Origin of the sequence: Pseudomonas aegrilactucae, from assembly GCF_019168305.1 — a bacterium.
Classification (GTDB): domain Bacteria; phylum Pseudomonadota; class Gammaproteobacteria; order Pseudomonadales; family Pseudomonadaceae; genus Aquipseudomonas; species Aquipseudomonas aegrilactucae.
On sequence record NZ_JAHTBI010000023.1, the window covers coordinates 76916 to 93537 of the forward strand.

Sequence of the window (16622 nt, forward strand, 5' to 3'; positions counted from 1 at the left end):
GTTTCAAGAGCGGCGCAGTACCTGTGGGGCTTGCCAGCGAAGGGCTGCAACGCAGCCCCTGCTGTGGGTGCTTCAGAACTCAGGCGTGTACTTGACGCTGAACATCATGTTGCGCGGCTCGCCGTAGTTGTTGTTGCCATCGAGCTGGTTGTAGCCCGAGGCGATGTAGTGCTTGTCGAACAGGTTGTTGGCATTCACTGCCAGGCTCACCTCAGGCGTCAGCTGATACGCCACGCGCGCGTTCCACACGGTGTAACCCGGTACCTCGTACGTGCGCTCGTAGCCCAGTGTATGGCTCTGGCTGCTGAAGCCCAGGCCCGCGCTCACGCGGCTCCAGTCGCCCGGCAAGCGGTAGTCGCTCCACACGCGCAGCATGTGCTTGGGCGTCCACTGGTTGAAGACCCTGCCTTCGTTCTCTGGATCATTCATGAAGGTGGTGGTGTTGTAGGTGTACCCGGCAAACACTTGCAGGTCAGGTAGTACTTCGCCACTGATTTCGGCTTCGATGCCCTGGCTGCGGACCTTGCCGGAAGCGATCGAGCAACTGCCGGTACCGCAGTCCGACGCGGTGTCCTGTATGGCGCGGTTCTTCTGGTCATAGCGGAACACCGCGAACGAGGTATTGACCCGTCCATCCATCAGCTCGCCCTTCAGGCCCACCTCGTAATTGCTGCCGATGATCGGCTCGAGTACCGAATGCGATGCATCGAGATTGCTCTGCGGCTCGAATACATCGGTGTAGCTGGCGTACGCCGCCCATTCCTGGGTCAGGTCGTAGACGATACCGGCATACGGGGTGACCACGCCGGTTTCGGTCATGATGCTCGGCTGATTGACCGAGACCACGTTGTTGCGGGTAACCACATCGGAGTAGCGGAAGTCGTACCAGCTCACCCGCGACCCCAGCACCACGGTCAGCGGCTCGGCCAGCTTGACGCGCCAGCTGCCGTACACGCCCTTCTGGCGGATGTCATATTCGCTGGCGGTGGCGCGTCCGCCGTTGCGCATCAGGCTGTCGTAGCTGGGTTTGGGGCGATCGTGGTCGATAGCAAAAATGTTGTCGTCGTTGGTAAAGGTGCGTGCGAAAACATCGTCGGTCTTGAGCTGGGAATAGTTGCCGCCTACGGTGAGTTCCTGTTGCAGTCCCAACGCCTCGAAATGACCGTTGACGTAGGTATCCAGCCCGACCTTGGTGGAGTCGAAGTCGGTGTACCAGTCGGCATACTGGACACCGCTGCCGTCGGGGTTCAGCCCTTCGAGCGCGGTCTGCACCCGCTGGTGCAGCGAGTTGTTGTCTTCGGTCATGTACACCGCAGCCGCATGCACTTTCCAGTCGTCGTTGAAACGGTGATCGATGTCGGCGAACACCGTGGTCACGTCGATTTCCGAATGGTTCCAGCGCGCACCGGTGTAGGTCGAGCGTGGCACATTGGCCTGGCTGCCGTTCGCGTAGCGCGGGATACCGCGCAGCATCGGCCGCGAGGTGTTGTCGGAGTAGCTGATGCCAACGCCCACGGTGGTGTCTGGGCTCAGGTCGACGTCCAGTGCGCCATACAGCGAGTGGGTCTTGCTCCACTCGTAGTCGATGAACGACTGGCTCTGGTCTTCGTCGGCCACGAAGCGCCCGCGGACCGTGCCCTGCTGGTTCAGCGGGCCGCCGGCATCCAGTTGCAGGCCGTAGTGGTCCCACGAGCCGGCCTTGCCGGTGACGGTCACGGTGGGCTTGTCCTGGCCGCGCTTGCGCACCAGGTTGATCGCGCCACCGGGGCTGCCGGTGCCTTGCAGCAGCCCCGAGGCCCCGCGCAGGAACTCGATGCGGTCAAAGAAGATCAGGTCCTGGGTCGCCCAGTTGCCCAGCGAGTAGGTGTTGCGCGGGATCGGTACGCCGTCGTACTGCCAGTCGTCGATCTGAAAGCCCCGCGACATCAGGATCATGCCCTTGCCCACGCCCTGCTGGCCGACCAGGCCGGTGGTCTGGTTGGCGGCGTCCTTGAGGTTGGTCAGGCCCTGGTCGTCCATCTGCTTGCGGGTCATCACGCTGACCGACTGCGGGATTTCCTTGAGGCTGTGTTCGCCCTTGCCGATGGTGGTGACTCGCGCCGCGTAGGAGTTCGAGCCTTCAGTGGTGGCCAGGTTGCGCTGCTCGGTGATGCTGGTGGCACCCAGTTCCAGCGCGCCGTCGGCCTCCAGGCCCTGTACCACGCTGAAGTGGCCGCTGCCGGTGACCAGCAGTTGCAGGCTGCTACCGGCCAATGCCGCGCGCATGGCCTGTTCGGCGCTCAGTTGGCCACGAACGGCCGGGGCCTGCTTGCCCTGCACCAGGGCAGGGTCGAGCGAGACGATCTGACCGCTCTGGCTGGCGATGGCATTCAGCGTGCTGGCCAGCGGGCCGGCAGGCAGGTTGAACGCAAGCACCTGCTGCTGGGCAGCGACGGCGCAGCTCAGGGTCGTCAGGGCGATGGCGACGGGGAGGGCGCGGGACCAAGGGTTGAGCACGGAATTCTCCTGATTATGTTGGCAGTCAGGAGATAGGTGTGACGAGAAATGAAAACCGGACACAAATGCGATTGTTTTTCATAAAAATATTCGGGCCGCTGTGCGGTTCAGGGTTTTGGGCTGATCAGGGTGAGCCATGGGCCGTACTGGCGCACCTGGATCGGCAGGGTTTCGGCCAGTGCGGTGAAGCTGCGTTGCGGATCGTTGAGCGGGAATACGCCCTGCACGCGCAGGTGGCGCACTTGCGGGGCGACACGCACATAGCCGCGGCAGTAGGGGCGCAAGGCTTGCACCACCGACTCCAGCGGGTCGTCGAGCACGTTCAGGTGGCCGTTGAGCCAGTCGGCACGATGACGCTCGTTACCGCCCAGGCGTTCGATGCGCTGGGGGTGCAGCAGGGCGGCCTGGCCTTCCTGCAGGTCCAGTTCGGTGCCGTCATGCAGGCGTGCGCGCACGGCGTGCTGCAGCACTACCACGCGGGTGACATCAGCCTGCTGGCTGACCAGAAAGCGGGTGCCCAGCGCGCGTACTTCACCTTGCACGGTGCGTACGCGCAGGGGCCGTTGCGGGTCGGGTGCGACCTGGATCACCAACTCGCCCTGGCGCAGGATCACCAGGCGCTGGCGGGCGTCGAACTGCAGGTCCACGGCGCTGGCGGCATTCAGGCTCAGGTGGCTGCCGTCGGCCAGGTCGAAGTCACGTCGCTCACCGCTGCCGGTGTGCAGGTCGGCCATCAGTGCGCTGCCGGCGTCGCTGCGGGCGGCCAGCCACAGGCCGCCACCGAGCAGGCCCAGCCCACCGATGGCACGCAGCACGTCGCGGCGCGTAGTGCCGGGCTGCAGCAGCAGGCGGCGGGCTTCCCCCGCCTGGCCGGGCAGGCGCTTGTCCAGCGCGCGCAGCGTACCGAACGAGCCGCCCAGGCGCTCTTGCAGACGGCTCCAGGCCTGCGCATGCGCCGGGTCGCTGTGCAGCCAGGCGTCGAAACGGGCATGCAGGCGGGTGTCGTTGCGGTCGGCGCTCAGGCGCACCATCCAGTCGATGGCCTGTTCGCCTGCGCGGTCCAGGTGCGGGGTGCTCACGGCGCCACCTCGGCCAGATAGCACTGGCGCAGCGCCTGCTTCATGTAGCGGCTGACGGTGCGCTCGGACAGTTCGAGCTTGCGCCCGATCTCGACGTAGCTCAGGCCGTCGAGCTGGCTGTAGAGAAAGGCCGCCTTGACGATGGCCGGCAGGCCAGCCAGGGCGCGGTCGATCGCCACCAGCGCCTCCACCAGCAGCAGTTGTTCCTCGGGGGAGGGCGCCAGCTGCTCGGGCAGGCTCGACAGGCGTTCAAGGTAGGCGTTTTCCAGCTGGCGCCGGCGATGGCGGTCGAAGATCAACCGGCGCGCAATGGTCGACAGGAAGGCGCGTGGCTGCTCGATGCTGTCCGGGTCGACCCGTGCAACTAACAGCTGGCAGAAGGCCTCGGCCGCCGTGTCCTCGGCGTCGGCGCGGTTGCGCAGGCGCTTCTGGATATGCTGCAGCAGCCAACGATGATGGTCGCTGAAGAAAAAGCCCAGCTTGGAAGAAGGCGTATGCACCCGTGAACGACCTGAAGTGAATGTGAATTGTTCTCAATACTACAGGGTGGATGCGTGCGTGTGTAGCCTGTGCAGGGTGGCTTCTCGATGGGTGTTGAAACAGGAACCAATATCATCTACATTTGGTTACTGTATAACATTCCACGAAAGAGGCCTTTATGAAACCTGGCATTCATCCTGATTACCGTTCGGTCCTGTTCCATGATGTCGGCGCCAATGCGTTCTGGCTGATCGGCTCGACGGCGAATACCGACAAGACCTTTACCCACAGTGATGGCGTGACGTATCCCTACGTGGCGCTGGATGTGTCCAGCGCCTCGCATCCGATCTACACGGGGCAGGAGCGCAAGGCCAAGTCGGAAGGGCGTGTGGCGGGGTTCAACAAGCGCTTCGCTGGTTTTGCCGGCAAAGGCAACTGACACGCCGCCACGCAGGGGGGATCAGGCGGCGGCTTGTGCCTGCAGCACCAGCTGCCCCTCGACCTCGTTGGCCAGCCCGCTGGCGAGCAGCAGCGGCACCAGGCGTTTGTGCAGTTGGGGTTCGACGAAGGCCTTGAGGGTGTCCATGTCCAGCGGGCCGGTGAGTTCCAGTTCGGCCTTGGTGTATGAGAGCCAGGCTTTCTTCAGCGCCATCAGCACGTCGCTGGCGGCGGTGGTGGCGAAGCGGCGGTGGGTCAGTTGGCCCTGGAAGTCGAAGGTGTGGGCGTAGGCGTAGCCGCTTTCGTCGCCTTGGTTCTCCAGGCAACGGCTGCAGGCGCAGGCGCCGTCGGCGAATGCGGCGCCCAGGTAGGTGTTGAAGTCGACCACGGGTTTGAGCCCCAGGCGCTTGTCGACTTCGAACAGGTCGCCGGTCATGTTCGCATCAGCGTTCAACGTTATTTCCTCACAGTCATGCGGTAGGTGTTCAAGGGCGCACAATACCAGCCGGGGGCGGGTTGTGGGTACTTTTGGGGGGAGATGGCCGGCATGAAGCGCCGTACATTCTGGGTATTGCGATAGTCCTTGCCCACCGGCGTCGCTGGGGTAGGGCGGCGCGAAGCTGCGGATGCAGCTACTGTGCAGTAATCAGAGGCTCACAAGAAGGCTCGGTCATGCGCTCAGTTGCTGCGGTTTACTGCTTGCTCGTGGTGTTGGGTGGTGTGCACTGTGGCGTGGCCTGGGCAGCACCCCCTGCTCAGGTGGCCGAAGACAAGGCTCAGGTGCTGGAACACAAGGCGGCCGAGCAGGGCGATGCGGCCAGCGTGCCGAAGGGGGAAGCGATCACCCGCACCGAGGTCCAGGCGGTTGACCCCAAGGGTGCGGCCTCGCTGGATGATGCAATCACCTGCCTGTCGCGCACCCTCTATTGGGAGTCCAAGGGCGGCGCGGCGGCGGACATGGAAGGGGTGGCCAGCGTGGTGATGAACCGGCTGGGGCATGAAGGGTTTCCGGACACGGTGTGCGACGTGGTCAAGCAGGGGGTGAAGGAGCGCACCTGCCAGTTTTCATGGTGGTGCGATGGGCGCTCGGACGATGTCGAGGAAGCGGTGCAGTACACCCTGGCCAAGGAGATTGCGCGCAAGGCGCTGAACCAGCAGTTGACCGACCGCACCCGCGGCGCGATGTATTTTCACGACCGCAGGGTATCGCCGGACTGGGCCAGTAAGTATGTGAAGACCACCGAGACGGAGAAGTTCCTGTTCTACAAGCCGCGTGGGGGGGATGCGCGCTGATCGCGAATCGAACGATGAGGCCGGCGGCCGTTGCGCCTGTCTTCTAGAACGACCGCACAATGCGCCCCAGCGTTTCCATCGCCTGTTCCGACTGCTCGGTCCATGGGCTGCCGTAGTTGAGCCGGATGCAGTTGCGAAACCGCCGCGTAGGCGAAAAGATCGGCCCCGGCGCAATGCTGATGCCCTGCGCCAGCGCCATCTGGAACAACTTCAGCGAGTCCATCTGCTCCGGTAGTTCCAGCCACAGAAAGTAACCCCCGCTGGGGTGGCTCACCCGCGTCTGCGCCGGGAAATGCCGGGCAATCGCCGCCAGCATGGCGTTCTGCTGCTCTTCCAGCGCATAGCGCAAGCGCCGCAAATGACGGTCGTACCCCCCATGCTGGAGGTAGTCGGCAATCGCCGCCTGGGCCGGCATCGAGGCACACAGCGATGTCATCAGCTTGAGCCGCTCGATCTTCTGCGCATAGCGCCCAGCCGCTACCCAGCCAATCCGGTAACCCGGCGCCAGGCTCTTGGAGAACGAGCCGCAATGCATCACCAGCCCTTCGGTGTCGAACGCCTTGGCCGGCTTGGGCGCCTGCTGTGCGTAGTACAGCTCGGCATACACGTCGTCTTCGATCAGCGGCACCTGATGCTCGCGCAGCAGTTCCACCAGTTGCCTTTTCTTCTCTTCCGGCATGCTCGCGCCGACCGGGTTCTGGAAGTTGGTCATGCACCACACGGCCTTGACCGGGTGGCGCTCCAGCGTCTGCGCCAACACCCCAAGGTCGATCCCCTCGCGCGGGTGCACCGGAATCTCCACGGCCTTGAGTTTCAGGCGCTCCAGGATCTGCAGGCAGGCATAGAACGCCGGCGCCTCGATGGCCACCAGGTCGCCCGGCTCGGTCACCGCCTGCAGGCACAGGTTCAACGCCTCCAGCGCACCGTTGGTGATCAGCAGCTCCTCCATGGGCAACATCAAGCCACCCACCATGTAGCGCAGGGCGATCTGGCGACGCAGTTGCGGGTTGCCCGGCGACAGGTCGGTGACCACCATGCGCGGGTCCATCTCGCGGCTGGCGCTGGCCAGCGAACGCGCCAGGCGCGGCAGCGGGAACAGGTGGGGACTGGGGAAGGCCGAGCCGAAGGCGACCGTCTGCGGGTCCTTGATCGAGTCGAGGATCGAGAACACCAGCTCGCTGACATCCACCTCGGTGGACTCGCTGGCCTGCTCGATGACCTGCGGTTCGCTGAACTGGCGCGGCGCATGGGCATTGACGAAGTAGCCCGAACGCGGCCGGGCTCGGATCAGCCCACGACGCTCCAGCAGGTAATACGCCTGGAACACCGTGGACGGGCTGACGCCGTGGGTCTGGCTGGCATAGCGCACCGACGGCACGCGCTGGCCCGGGCCGAGTACCCCGGAACGGATAAGCTCGGCAATGTCGTCGGCGAATTTCTCGTAGCGTTTCATCATGGCTCTGGGCAGTCTGATTCAGCGGAGTGTATGTGATCAGCGGTTCAACGGTGCGACAAACCGGCTGCGCGCCAGGCTGCGTACATTCGGATCGTCGCTGTCGATGAGCTCGAAACTGATGTCCTGGGAGCTGCTGGGCGCACGTTCGGCAAGCATCGCCACCGACACCGGCACCTCGCTCATTTCGCCCGCCGCCAGGCTGAATGTGGTCTTGCCATGCAGCTCGAAACCGTCGGCATCCACCAGGCGCAGGTGGTAGGTCTGGGGCTGCTGGGTCTTGTTGATGACCTTGAGGGTATAGATGTTCTCGATCTGCCCCTGGGCGTTCTCGCGGAACAGGCCACGGTCCTTGATCACGTCCATCGACACCATCGGGCGTTGCTGCAGGGCAATGATCAGCGCCCCGATCATCACTACCAGCACGGTCACGTAGCCCAGCAGGCGCGGGCGCATCCAGTGGGTGGTGCCCCCCTGCAGCGTGTGCTCGGACTTGTAGCCGATCAGCCCGCGCGGGTAGTTCATCCTGTCCATGATGCTGTCACAGGCGTCTATACACGCGGCGCAGCCGATGCATTCCATCTGCAGGCCGTCACGGATGTCGATACCGGTGGGGCACACCTGCACGCACAGGTGGCAGTCGATGCAGTCGCCCAGGCCCTGGGCCTTGTGGTGGGCGTCCTTCTTGCGCGGCCCGCGCGATTCGCCGCGGCGCGGGTCGTAGGCCACCGTGAGGGTGTCCTTGTCGAACATCACGCTCTGGAAGCGTGCGTAGGGGCACATGTGCATGCACACCGCTTCGCGCAGCCAACCGGCGTTGATGTAGGTGGCACCGGTGAAAAACAGGATCCAGAACAGGCTTACACCGCCCAGTTGCAAGGTGAGCAGCGCTTCGGTCAGCGGCCGGATCGGCGTGAAGTAGCCCACGAAGGTCAGCGCGGTCAACAGGCTGACGGCCAGCCACAAGGTGTGCTTGGCCGAGCGTCTGGCGAGTTTGTTCAGGCCCCACGGCGCGGCATCGAGCTTGATGCGCTGGTTGCGCTCGCCCTCGGTGATTTTTTCGCACCACATGAACACCCAGGTCCACGAGCTTTGCGGGCAGGTGTAACCACACCATACCCGGCCGGCAAACACGGTGATGGCGAACAGACCAAAGGCGCAGATTATCAGCAGCGCCGACAGCAGAATGAAGTCCTGCGGCCAGAAGGTGGCGCCGAAAATATGAAACTTGCTGTCGGCAAGGTCCCACAGCACGGCCTGTCGTCCGTCCCAGTTCAGCCACACGGTGCCGAAGAACAGCAGAAACAGAAAACCCGCGCCCGCCAGGCGCAGGTTTCGAAACAAGCCGGTGAAGCTGCGGGTATGGATATGTCTGTCGCTGCTGGCGGCCTTCTTCTTGAAGGGGGAAGGCTCGGCAATTTCAACGATCTGGACGGGGATGCGTTCGCTCATGGTTCGTCGCTCATCAGGCCTCGATCAGGCCAGAGCACTATGGCGCCCCATCTGTTTGCATAACAGGTTCAGGTATCTGTATTAAAACCGTATCAGATGACCTGTCGAAACCCTGCAGCCCTTAGATAATCGAGCCCTCCTCGGTGGTCTTCAAATGCCTGCGACCATCCACCGCACCGGCCACAGTGAGCGCATCGGCTTCCTGTTCGGTGATCGGTACGCGTTGGCCGGCGAGGGTGGCCACCGACATGCGCAGGCGTTCGTCGGTAACGATGGTCACCTCACCGGCTTCACCTTCGATGTTCAGGTCTTCGGCGATCAGGGTGCAGCGCTGGGTGGCTTCGTCGATTTCGATGGGCATGGCCGCTTCCTCTGTGCAGGGCTCCTGTTGCTGTGACCCCGGCGCAGGTCAGGTTGCTGGGTGCAACTGATAAGCGGTCATGGGCGCACTTGTCGGCACCGCCGTTGTCCACCCTTTAACCCCTTCAATCTGGATATAGCCCATGGACGCCTGGTGGCATCAAGTCGGGTCGACCCTGATCGCGGAGTTCGCCGACATCACCGATGCCAGGCAACTCACGCAAGTGACGGTACGTTTGCTGATGGCGGCGCTGTTGGGGGCTGTACTGGGCTTCGAGCGTGAAATGAAGGGCAAGGCGGCGGGCGTGCGCACGCATATGCTGGTGGCCATCGGTGCGGCGCTGTTCGTGCTGGTGCCACGTATGGCGGGCGCCGACGATGCGGCCTTGAGCCGGGTGGTGCAGGGGATCGTGGCCGGTATCGGCTTTCTGGGCGCCGGTACCATTCTCAAAGGCAAGGATGGCGACGCGGGGCATGTGAAAGGCCTGACCACGGCGGCCGGGTTGTGGATGACGGCGGCGATCGGTGTGGCGACCGGCATGGGCCGAGAAGCCACGGCGCTGATAAGCACGGTGCTCGCGCTGCTGGTGCTGGGGGTGATGCCGTGGGTAGTCGATCGGCTGGAAACCGAGAAGCCCCGGCAAGATCCGGAAGACGAGAAGCACTGAGGGGAGCCTAAGCTCCCCTCAAAGTTTGTTGCGTGCTCTTTTTATTATTGGAGGGTGGTCTATTGTTGTTTTTGGTGACCCGTGCCTCTTGGTGCTGTGCGACCCCCATGCGGGGTCAAGAGCAAACGTATTTTTTTTGAGCGCTGATCGACTTTCATCATTGCTGATCCAACCGAGACGGGCGCTACCTTGGGGTAGTTTTATTGTTCTCTGTCAGGTCGCGGGGCACGCCCCCGAAAAGCCATCCACTTCAAAAAAATCTGTTAGCTTCGCCTCTGCCGTGTTGTTTTTGTTATGTCAGAGCCGTTACGTCTTATTTTTATTGGGTGTTTCGCATTTCTTATTGTTCTTGTACGAATGATATAGCAGGTGCCGTGCCAACTTTTTAAAACTCAATAAAATCAATGGTTTGCTTGAAATGTGAAAAAACAACCTCGGGAAATTATGCCGATTTGTTTCCGTGTTACCCGGAATTTTCCTGTCAGGTGTGGGGGCGGTAACACTCGCCCCGGCCCCTGGCTGTTACCGCACCTGTGTTACCGCGCGCTGCGCGCACGCGCTACCCGCGCGCCGCTGGCCCGGCCCAGTGCGGCGCTGATGCGCTGGCCGGCCGCAATCAGCTTGTCCAGGTCGATCCCGGTGTCGATGCCCAGCCCCTGCAGCATGTACAGCAGGTCCTCACTGGCCACGTTGCCGCTGGCACCCTTGGCATAGGGGCAACCGCCCAGGCCTGCGACCGAGCTGTCGAACACGTTGACCCCTTCAAGCAGGCTGGCATAAACGTTGGCCAGCGCCTGGCCGTAGGTGTCGTGGAAATGCCCGGCCAGCTCGGCGCGTGGCACCTGTGCCCCGACCACCTCGAACAGTCGGCGGGTGGCGCCGGGGGTGCCGGTGCCGATGGTGTCGCCCAGTGATACCTCGTAACAGCCCATGTCACGCAGTTCGCGCGCGATCGGGGCTACCTGCTCGGCGCTGACCTGGCCTTCGTACGGGCAGCCCAGCACGCAGGAAATGTAACCGCGCACCCGCACCCCGTGCTGGCGGGCGGCGTCCATGATCGGCACGAAGCGTTGCAGGCTGTCGCTGATGGAGCAGTTGATGTTGCGTTGCGAGAACGCTTCGGAAGCCGCGGCAAACACGGCCACTTCCTTCACCCCTGCCGCCAGCGCGTCTTCGAAGCCGCGCAGGTTGGGCGCCAGCGCCGCGTAGGTGACACCGGGTTGCTGGCGGATGTGGGCGAACACCTCGGCGGACCCCGCCATCTGCGGTACCCACTTGGGCGAGACGAAACTGCCGACTTCGATGTACGCGACACCGGCCTCGGTCAGGTCATCCACCAGGCGTACCTTGTCCGCCACGCTGATGGGTTGGGCTTCGTTCTGCAGGCCGTCGCGCGGGCCGACTTCGACCAGGCGCACGTGGGTGGGCAATGACATGGCAAGGGTTCCTGTGGGCCTCAGTGGCCGTTGATCTGGTTGTTCAGGGTGGTGGCCAGCGCCTGCTGGCAGCGCTCTTCGGCGGTGTCGAGCTCCAGTTGCATCTGCTGGATGTCGAGCAGTTGCTGTTCGAGCTGTGACCTGCGCTCGGCGATTTTCGCCAGCATGCTGTGCAACTGCTTCTGGTTGCCGCTGGTGGGGTCGTAGAGTTCGATCAGTTCGCGGCATTCGGCCAGCGAGAAACCGATGCGCTTGCCGCGCAGGATCAGCTTCAGGCTGACCTTGTCGCGCGCTGAATAGACGCGCTCCAGGCCGCGCCGCTCGGGGCTGAGCAGGCCCTGTTCCTCGTAGAAGCGAATGGCGCGGGTGGTGATGTCCAGCTCGCGGGAGAGGTCGGAGATGCTGTAGGTCTGGCTGCTCATTGCGTGGCTCGGGGAAGGGGGCATGTGGCTAAGCTACTGGCTGCTTGACGTAAACGTCAAGCAGCCATTCAGCCCCGGGCGTCGCGCTCGTCCTGCGCCACCACTGCCTGGCACAGTTCGATCATCTGCTCGCGCATCCAGCGGTTGGCCGGGTCCTGGTCGGTGCTTTCATGCCAGTACAGGTGGGTTTCCAGCGGCGGCACGTCGCCCACCGGCAGGCTCACGTAATTGAGCTGGTGGCGCCGCGCAAAGCGCTCCGGCACCGTCATCACCATGTCGGTCTGCTGCAGCACCTGGGAGGCCATCAGGTAATGCTGCGAGCGCAGAGCGATCTTGCGCTTGAGCCCCTGCTTGCCCAGCGCCAGGTCGACATAGCCCAGGCCGTTGCGTCGGCTGGAGATATGGATGTGGGTCATGCCCAGGTATTCGTCCAGGCTGATCCTGTCCTTGGCCATGGGGTGGCCCTGGCGCAGCGCACATACATAGGCGTCCTGCATCAGCTTGACGTGGCGCACCTGCGGGTCGGTGTTGAGCGGTGCGTCCACGGCAAAGTCCAGGCGTCCGGCGGCCAGTTCCTTGGTGGTCTCGCGGCGCTTGCACAGGAAGCTTTCGATCATCACCGCCGGGGCCAGGCGGCGCAGCCGCTGGAACAGCGGCGGCAGCACCACCGCCTCGGTGAGGTCGGTCATGCTGATGCGAAACGTCTTGTTCGCCTGCAGTGGGTTGAAGATGCGGCTTTCCTGCACCGATACCCTCAACAGCGAGAGGGCATTGCGCACCGGGCCGATGATGTTCTGCGCCATGGGCGTGGGCACCATGCCCTGGGCGGTACGCACGAACAGCGGGTCGTTGAAGGTTTCACGCAGGCGCGCCAGGGCGTTGGAGACCGCTGGCTGGGTGATGCCGACGATCTGCCCCGCGCGGGTCAGGTTGGCTTCGGTGTAGATCGCATCGAAAACGATGAACAGATTCAGGTCGACCTTGCTCAGGTTCATGGGCGCCGCTCTTGTAGGTGTTATGGCCTGATCATATATGGGTTATGAATGTTTATACACGGCGAGAATAGGCTAGGTGGATTTTGCCCGGTGATCTAGCATCGAATCCAGATCCCTTTTCCGAAGAAGGTACTGCCCATGGATTTTGCCTATTCACCCAAGGTCCAGGCGCTGCGCGAACGTGTTACCGCGTTCATGGACGCCTATGTGTATCCCGCCGAGGCGGTGTTCGAGCGCGAGGTTGCAGAAGGTGATCGCTGGCAGCCGACCGCGATCATGGAAGCGCTCAAGGCCAGGGCCAGGGCTGAAGGGTTGTGGAACCTCTTCCTGCCGGATTCGGAACAGGGCGCCGGCCTGAGCAACCTGGAATATGCGCCATTGGCCGAAATCATGGGGCGTTCGTTGCTGGGCCCCGAGCCGTTCAACTGCTCGGCCCCCGACACCGGCAACATGGAGGTACTGGTGCGCTATGCCAACCAAGCGCAGAAGCGCCAGTGGCTGGAGCCGCTGTTGCGCGGCGATATCCGCTCGGCGTTCGCCATGACCGAGCCCGACGTCGCCTCGTCCGACGCCACCAACATGGCGGCGCGTGCGGTGCGCGACGGTGACGAGTGGGTGATCAACGGTCGCAAGTGGTGGACCTCTGGCGCCTGCGACCCGCGTTGCAAGATCATGATCTTCATGGGCCTGAGCAACCCGGACGGCCCGCGGCATCAGCAGCACTCGATGATCCTGGTGCCCACCGACACGCCCGGGGTGAAGATCGTGCGCCCGCTGCCGGTGTTCGGTTACGACGATGCCCCGCACGGGCACGCCGAGGTGCTGTTCGAGAACGTGCGGGTACCCTACGACAATGTGCTGCTGGGCGAAGGGCGTGGTTTCGAGATTGCCCAGGGGCGTCTGGGGCCGGGGCGTATCCACCACTGCATGCGTTCGATCGGCATGGCCGAGCGGGCGCTTGAGCTGATGTGCAGGCGCTCGGTGGCGCGTACCGCGTTCGGCAAGCCGCTGGCGCGCCTGGGCGGCAACCTCGACAAGATCGCCGATTCGCGCATGGAGATCGACATGGCCCGGCTGTTGACGCTCAAGGCCGCGTACATGATGGACACGGTGGGCAACAAGGTGGCCCGCAGCGAGATTGCGCAGATCAAGGTGGTGGCGCCGAACGTGGCGTTGCGGGTGATCGACCGGGCGATCCAGATGCATGGCGGGGCAGGGGTGTCGGCCGATTTCCCGCTGGCATACATGTACGCCATGCAGCGCACCCTGCGCCTGGCCGACGGGCCCGACGAAGTGCACCGGGCCGCGATCGGCAAGTACGAGGTGGGCAAGTATGTACCCAGGGAGATGCTGCGCAGCGGGCAGTGACCCTGCAGCGCGGTGATGGCATCGCCGCGCTGAGCACGCTACTCCACCCGGCTGACCTCCCCCTGGGTGGCGCGCGTCTTGAACAGCGACAGCAGCACCCCACCGGCCAGCAGCCCGAAGGTCACGCACAACGACACCAGCGCCGGTATCTTGCCGATAAAGCCGTGCAGGAAGATCTTGCCGCCAATGAAGATCAGCACCAGCGCCAGCGCGTACTTGAGGTACACAAAGCGGTGCACCAGCGCGGCCAGGGCGAAGTACAGCGCGCGCAGCCCCAGGATCGCAAAGATGTTGGAGGTGTAGACGATGAACGGGTCCTGGGTAATGGCCAGAATCGCCGGCACGCTGTCCACCGCAAACACCAGGTCGGCCAGTTCGATCAGTACCAGCGCCAGAAACAGCGGCGTGGCATACAGCAGCGCGGTGTGCTGGCCGGCGACCTTGATCCGTACGAAAAACCGCGAGCCGTGCAAATCATCGGTGACGCGCATGTGCCGACGCACGAACCTGATCACCGGGTTGCCCGCCAGGTCGGGTTGCGCCTCGTGGCGGGCAAACAGCATCTTGATGCCGGTGAACAGCAGAAATGCGCCGAACACGTACAGGATCCAGTCGAATTCCTGCACCAGCGCGCTGCCTAGGCCGATCATCAGGGCGCGCAGCACCACCACCCCGAGAATCCCCCAGAACAGCACGCGGTGCTGGTAGCGGCGCGGGATGCCGAAAAAGCCGAAGATCATCGCCATGACGAACACGTTGTCCATCGACAGCGATTGCTCCACCAGCAGGCCGGTATAGAACTCCAGTGCGCTTTGCGCCCCCAGCTCCAGCCATACCCAGCCGCCGAACAGCAGCCCTACGCTGAAGTAGGCCGCATACAGCAGCAGGCTCTCGCGCATTTCGATGTCGTGCGGGCGTCGGTGCAACACGCCAAGGTCGAAGGCCAGCAAGGCCACCACCAGCGTGATGAAGACCAGCCACAGCCAGACGGCCGTGCCCAGAAAATCGTCGAAGAGAAATAACGGCAGAGCGCTCATGAGCCCCTCCTGATAGTCGTAGTTGTATGAAACAACTGTGACTCCGACATGGCGGCGGTCAGCCGTCAGAGGGGCCCGGTGTCACTTTTCAAAGACTAGTCGCCTGCAGGGCTGTATGAGGTTGGAGGCTGTAACAATTGTTGTCTCATTCCCCGTGCGTCAGTAGACCCAGACCTCCACGCGGCGATTTCTGATCCGCCCTTGATCGCCCGTGTTGGCGGCCACCGGCATCTGTCCACCCAGGCCGGTAACTTCGCGCAGCGCCACGCCTGCGCGCACCAGCTCGCGGCGGACCGCCATGGCGCGCAGGCGTGACAGCAAGGCAGCACGTGCGGGGTCATCCTTGGCATCGCCAAAACCCACCAGTACCACCTTGTCGTCCAGTTTGTCGTGCTCGCTCAGGTAGCCCAGTACCCGCTGTATATCCCTCAAGGCCTTGTTGTCCAGGCTGGCGCTGCCCTCCTGGAAGCGAAAGTTCACGCTCAGGCGTTGCGCATTGCCGGCCAGTTGGCGGTACGCGGCCGGCATGTCGGGCAGTGCCTGTACCTGTACGGGACGAACCTGCTGCGCGACAAACCCGCTGCTGGCGACAATGGCCTGGCCCTGTGCACTCTGCGCGAACTCGACCAGGGCGCGGGCCAGCGGGTTGCGCTGGCCGGGCGGCAGATACAGGTAGAGGCGACGCGACAGCGGGTAGTCCTCGCTGGCCACCAGCGCGGGGCTGGGCAGCATGGCCTGGGAGGTGCCGTCGACGATGGCCAGCACCTTGGCGGCATGCACCGAGGCCAGGCTGCTGAAACCGATGGCCTGGCGGTCGGTGCTGACCTCATCGGCCAGTTGCTCGCCGGACTCGAAGCGCCTGGCGCTGTCGGCCAGTGGCAGTTGGTGAGCATCCAGCACCAGGGTCTTGAAGGTGTCGAAGGTGCCGGAGCGATCATCGCGGGCGTACAGGTGAATCGGCCCGGTGCCCGCGCCCAGTGCGTCCCAGGTGGTGATGCGGCCGGCGAAGATCTGCGCCAGTTGCGTGGTGCTCAGCTGCGGCAACGGATTGTCCGGGTGCACGATGACGGCCACCCCGTCCAGGGCGATGACCTGTTCGGCGTCGGCGCCTTTCAGGTTGCCCAGAGCACTGAGCGCCTGCTGTTCGCTGTCCTTGATCGGGCGCGAGGTGGCAGCCAGGTCTGCATCGCCGCTTTTGAGCGCGGCAAAGCCGGTGCTGGAACCGTGCGCGGCGATGCTCACCCGCAGGGTCTGCCCCTGTGGCGTGACGCCTTGCACCCAGACCTCGTTGGGCTGGGCGCCGGGCAGGGTCTGGATCGCCTGGGCGCCTTTTGCCTGCAGCAGGCCGCGCACCAGCGCCGGCCCCAGCACACTGCCCACGGTATTGGAGCCTTGCAGGCGCAGGCTGGTCGGTTCGGCGCCACACAGTGCAGGCAGCAGGCCGAGCAGCAGACAGAGGGGTCGGAACATGCCGGGGTGTGCTCTTGGCTTGAGAGGGGTGGGCGCAGATTAAGACAGGCTGATGACCAAACGATGACGGCCGGATGGACGCTGTTGCAGTGGTGGTTCTGCCGGCGTGAGATACGCTCAGGTAGAGGTAGGGCGCAGTTGTTTCTGACGCGTGATCACCTGTCAGGGGAGGGTC

At 63.7% G+C, this 16622-nt stretch carries 16 protein-coding genes; 4 read left to right on the forward strand and 12 right to left on the reverse strand.

Annotated elements, in window-relative coordinates; all coding sequences use genetic code 11:
- Window positions 1–72: 72 nt before the first annotated feature.
- From KUO17_RS07690 to KUO17_RS07700, 3 genes are all read right to left on the reverse strand, one after another.
- Window positions 73–2496, reverse strand: a complete 2424-nt coding sequence (locus KUO17_RS07690; RefSeq protein ID WP_217974761.1) for a TonB-dependent siderophore receptor — start codon at window positions 2494–2496, stop codon at window positions 73–75.
- 107 nt (window positions 2497–2603) lie between these two features.
- Window positions 2604–3575: a FecR domain-containing protein gene (locus KUO17_RS07695; RefSeq protein WP_217974763.1), complete on the reverse strand. Its 972-nt coding sequence runs from the start codon at window positions 3573–3575 to the stop codon at window positions 2604–2606.
- On the reverse strand, window positions 3572–4075 hold the full coding sequence (locus tag KUO17_RS07700) for a sigma-70 family RNA polymerase sigma factor (RefSeq protein ID WP_217974765.1): 504 nt from the start codon (window positions 4073–4075) through the stop codon (window positions 3572–3574). The genes KUO17_RS07695 and KUO17_RS07700 overlap by 4 nt, the downstream gene beginning before the upstream one ends.
- A 158-nt stretch (window positions 4076–4233) precedes the next feature.
- On the opposite strand from KUO17_RS07700, the gene KUO17_RS07705 reads away from it, so the two are divergent.
- A complete protein-coding gene (locus tag KUO17_RS07705; protein ID WP_217974767.1) occupies window positions 4234–4494 on the forward strand; it encodes a type B 50S ribosomal protein L31 in 261 nt (86 codons plus the stop codon).
- Between the two features lie 21 nt (window positions 4495–4515).
- Here the strand turns inward: KUO17_RS07705 and KUO17_RS07710 are convergent, their stop codons facing one another.
- Window positions 4516–4947, reverse strand: a complete 432-nt coding sequence (locus KUO17_RS07710) for a hypothetical protein (RefSeq protein WP_217974769.1) — start codon at window positions 4945–4947, stop codon at window positions 4516–4518.
- Between the two features lie 218 nt (window positions 4948–5165).
- Between KUO17_RS07710 and KUO17_RS07715 the strand changes: the two genes are divergently transcribed.
- Window positions 5166–5786 (forward strand): cell wall hydrolase, encoded by a 621-nt coding sequence (locus KUO17_RS07715; RefSeq protein ID WP_217974771.1) that lies wholly within the window; start codon window positions 5166–5168, stop codon window positions 5784–5786.
- Between the two features lie 43 nt (window positions 5787–5829).
- Here KUO17_RS07715 and mapR read toward each other — a convergent pair whose 3' ends face one another.
- From mapR to KUO17_RS07730, 3 genes are all read right to left on the reverse strand, one after another.
- On the reverse strand, window positions 5830–7239 hold the full coding sequence (mapR, locus tag KUO17_RS07720; protein ID WP_217974773.1) for a GntR family transcriptional regulator MpaR: 1410 nt from the start codon (window positions 7237–7239) through the stop codon (window positions 5830–5832).
- A 39-nt stretch (window positions 7240–7278) separates the two neighbouring features.
- Window positions 7279–8691, reverse strand: a complete 1413-nt coding sequence (gene ccoG / locus KUO17_RS07725; RefSeq protein WP_217974775.1) for a cytochrome c oxidase accessory protein CcoG — start codon at window positions 8689–8691, stop codon at window positions 7279–7281.
- Between the two features lie 121 nt (window positions 8692–8812).
- The gene (locus KUO17_RS07730; protein WP_217974777.1) at window positions 8813–9052 is read right to left on the reverse strand and encodes a DUF3203 family protein; all 240 of its coding nucleotides are present in this window, start codon (window positions 9050–9052) and stop codon (window positions 8813–8815) included.
- Between the two features lie 142 nt (window positions 9053–9194).
- On the opposite strand from KUO17_RS07730, the gene KUO17_RS07735 reads away from it, so the two are divergent.
- Window positions 9195–9719, forward strand: coding sequence for an MgtC/SapB family protein (locus KUO17_RS07735; protein ID WP_217974779.1), 525 nt, complete (start codon window positions 9195–9197; stop codon window positions 9717–9719).
- Window positions 9720–10255: 536 nt separating this feature from the next.
- Here the strand turns inward: KUO17_RS07735 and KUO17_RS07740 are convergent.
- The 3 genes from KUO17_RS07740 to KUO17_RS07750 form a co-directional block, all read right to left on the reverse strand.
- Window positions 10256–11155, reverse strand: a complete 900-nt coding sequence (locus KUO17_RS07740; RefSeq protein WP_217974781.1) for a hydroxymethylglutaryl-CoA lyase — start codon at window positions 11153–11155, stop codon at window positions 10256–10258.
- A 20-nt stretch (window positions 11156–11175) separates the two neighbouring features.
- A complete protein-coding gene (locus KUO17_RS07745; protein ID WP_163950105.1) occupies window positions 11176–11577 on the reverse strand; it encodes a MerR family transcriptional regulator in 402 nt (133 codons plus the stop codon).
- 68 nt (window positions 11578–11645) lie between these two features.
- Entirely contained in the window at window positions 11646–12572 is a 927-nt protein-coding gene (locus KUO17_RS07750) for a LysR family transcriptional regulator (RefSeq protein ID WP_217974783.1), read from the reverse strand.
- Window positions 12573–12710: 138 nt separating this feature from the next.
- Here KUO17_RS07750 and KUO17_RS07755 point away from each other — a divergent pair, with 138 nt between their 5' ends.
- Complete coding sequence (locus tag KUO17_RS07755; protein WP_217974784.1) at window positions 12711–13940, forward strand: acyl-CoA dehydrogenase; 1230 nt, start codon at window positions 12711–12713, stop codon at window positions 13938–13940.
- 38 nt (window positions 13941–13978) lie between these two features.
- Here KUO17_RS07755 and KUO17_RS07760 read toward each other — a convergent pair whose 3' ends face one another.
- Both KUO17_RS07760 and KUO17_RS07765 read right to left on the reverse strand, forming a co-directional pair.
- Window positions 13979–14977, reverse strand: coding sequence for a TerC family protein (locus KUO17_RS07760; protein ID WP_217974785.1), 999 nt, complete (start codon window positions 14975–14977; stop codon window positions 13979–13981).
- Between the two features lie 159 nt (window positions 14978–15136).
- Window positions 15137–16447 (reverse strand): substrate-binding domain-containing protein, encoded by a 1311-nt coding sequence (locus KUO17_RS07765; protein WP_217974786.1) that lies wholly within the window; start codon window positions 16445–16447, stop codon window positions 15137–15139.
- Window positions 16448–16622: the final 175 nt, after the last annotated feature.